Genomic DNA, 2,377 nt, shown 5'->3' on the forward strand with positions numbered 1-2,377 from the left:
AGTGGTTTCGAGAACCATACTTGGTTAAGGGGCGGAGGGGAATGGCGAGACTCCTGCGGGAAAAAAGTGCTTGGTGAGACCCCACAGGACGCAGTCCGAGGAGGCTCACCGCGCTCCCGCGGAAAGCGAGCTATTCCCCGCAGCCCCATCCACTCAGCATAAGTCTCGAAACTGAGTCTTCAAGAAACCTGCCATTTTCTTTAATAAAAAAAGAAGGCTCAGTGAGAGCCTTCTTTTTTTTGCTTATTCTTCGTCCTGTTCGGTAAGAATCATTGGACCTTCTTTTGTAATAGCGACGGTGTGCTCGTATTGAGCAGAAAGTGAACCATCAACAGTACGCGCTGTCCAGTTGTTTTCGTCCATCTGACTGCCCCATGCACCGATGTTTATCATCGGTTCAATCGTTATGACCATCCCCTCTTTCAAACGCGCCCCTTTTCCAGCTGCACCAAAGTGAGGAATATAAGGATCTTCATGAATGGAATCACCAATTCCATGTCCTGTGAAATCACGGACGACCGAATAACCTTCTCCTTCTGCATAGGATTGAATAGCGTGACCGATATCGCCGATGCGCTTCCCAGGAACAGCCTGCTCAATCCCTTTATATAGAGAAGTTTTCGTGACATCCATCAATTTTTGAGCTTCTTCACTAATCTCTCCAACGGCATGCGTCCAGGCAGAATCAGCAAGAAAGCCATTTAGGTTAACAACCATATCGATTGTCACGATGTCGCCTTCCTTTAGCTGTTCCTGCCTTGGAAAACCGTGACAGATTTCATCATTGATGGAAGCACATGTAGTGAATTCATATCCTTGGTAGCCTTTCTGCTCTCCAGTAGCTCCACGTTCAGCTAAGTACTTTTCAACGAAATTTTCAATTTCCATAGTGGTTACACCAGGTTTAATGAACGTGCGTAATTGTTTATGAACACTAGCAAGAAGCTTCCCTGCTTCGTGCATCTTTTCAATTTCTCTTTGACTCTTACGTTTGATCATTTGCTCAATCCTCTCTTTTTCTATTACGTATGCATGCACCCTCTAGTATGATAACGAAAAATTGGAGGAACGACTACCCTTATGATTTTAATCCACCCTTCGAATTTCCTTGGCAGGGTTTCCAGCTACAAACACATTCGGTGGAACATCCTTCGTCACCACTGCCCCTGAGCCAATCACGACGTTCTCTCCAATTGTTACTCCAGGATTGATGACAGCACTTCCTCCGATCCATACATCGTCCCCAATGGTAATCGGCCTACCTGACTCTAATCCACTTGCCCTTGTCTCACGCTCCATTGGATGAGTGGCTGTATACAATTGTACATTCGGGCCAATCAATACTCTTTTCCCGATACGAATCTCACAGACGTCCAAAAATACACAATTGTAATTAGCGAAAAAACCGTCACCTACATGAATATTGTAACCATAATCACAATAAAATGGGGGTTCGAGTCCCATCTCCCCTTCAATCGTACCAAAAAGGTCATGAATAAGCTGCTTACGATAATGGTCTTCTGTATCTTTTGTCTGGTTCAATTGATACATCAGTTGTTTAGCACGGGACCGTTCCAACGTCAACTCTTCATCCCAGGATTTATACAATTCGCCTGCCAGCATTTTTTCCTTTTCAGTCATGAGATTACCTCCGTCATTAAATACGTTCTCTCTTTACTTTACCATAGTTTTTCGCTAGTCTAGGAACAACCGAAGGAGGTCATTGATTATGCAAGTACGTGAATTGAATCAAGCGGATGCTAAAGAATATTACGATTTAAGGCTAGAAGCGCTACTCACCAACCCTGATGCGTTTATCACTACATATGAACAAGAAAAACAACGGCCAGATCCAATCAACACAACTGCTGAACGATTGGAAGGTGAAACCTCCCGTACGTTCGGGCTATTTGTTGAGGAAACGCTCGCAGGTGTCGTCACATTAGTGAAAGAAACTCATCCAAAGTTTTCCCACAAAGCTTCCATTGTAGCCATGTACATAACTAAAGAACACAGACGCAAAGGTGGTGCGGAGCTCTTGGTTGAAGAGTTGATTCAATTTGCAAGGGCCATCGAGCTGGAAGTACTTCACTTGAGTGTAGTTACAGATAATCACCCAGCCCAGGAGCTGTATAAAAAGCTCGGCTTCCAGACATATGGCACAGAGGAAAAAGCCATCAAACTACCTGATCGCTATTTAGACGAAGATCATATGGTCCTCTTTCTTTAATCAATAAAACAATTCCACAAAAGCTCCCTTAGTGGAAGACTCAGTTTCGAGACTTTTGTGTAATTCTAGGGCCTCCGGGAAACGATTCGCTTTCCATGGGGCGGGCGGTGAGCCTCCTCAGGCTACGCCTTCCGGGGTCTCACCTGT

Annotated in this window: 3 protein-coding genes; 1 reads left to right on the forward strand and 2 read right to left on the reverse strand. The window is 44.8% G+C overall.

Annotated elements, in window-relative coordinates; genetic code table 11:
• Positions 1–243: 243 nt before the first annotated feature.
• Both map and VKA52_RS00130 read right to left on the reverse strand, forming a co-directional pair.
• Positions 244–999: a type I methionyl aminopeptidase gene (gene map / locus VKA52_RS00125; RefSeq protein WP_206948465.1), complete on the reverse strand. Its 756-nt coding sequence runs from the start codon at positions 997–999 to the stop codon at positions 244–246.
• Between the two features lie 87 nt (positions 1,000–1,086).
• On the reverse strand, positions 1,087–1,641 hold the full coding sequence (locus tag VKA52_RS00130; protein WP_160915267.1) for a sugar O-acetyltransferase: 555 nt from the start codon (positions 1,639–1,641) through the stop codon (positions 1,087–1,089).
• A gap of 88 nt (positions 1,642–1,729) precedes the next feature.
• Between VKA52_RS00130 and VKA52_RS00135 the strand changes: the two genes are divergently transcribed.
• The gene (locus tag VKA52_RS00135) at positions 1,730–2,230 is read left to right on the forward strand and encodes a GNAT family N-acetyltransferase (protein WP_160915269.1); all 501 of its coding nucleotides are present in this window, start codon (positions 1,730–1,732) and stop codon (positions 2,228–2,230) included.
• The last annotated feature ends 147 nt before the right edge of the window (positions 2,231–2,377 follow it).

The sequence above is a fragment of the Halobacillus sp. HZG1 genome (assembly GCF_035818575.1).
Taxonomy (GTDB): domain Bacteria; phylum Bacillota; class Bacilli; order Bacillales; family Halobacillaceae; genus Halobacillus; species Halobacillus litoralis.

Bases quoted from the DNA above. Each gene is read 5' to 3' on its own strand.
- map (WP_206948465.1), bottom strand. From the start codon at position 999: ATGATCAAACGTAAGAGTCAAAGAGAAATTGAAAAGATGCACGAAGCA.
- VKA52_RS00130 (WP_160915267.1), bottom strand. From the start codon at position 1,641: ATGACTGAAAAGGAAAAAATGCTGGCAGGCGAATTGTATAAATCCTGG.
- VKA52_RS00135 (WP_160915269.1), top strand. From the start codon at position 1,730: ATGCAAGTACGTGAATTGAATCAAGCGGATGCTAAAGAATATTACGAT.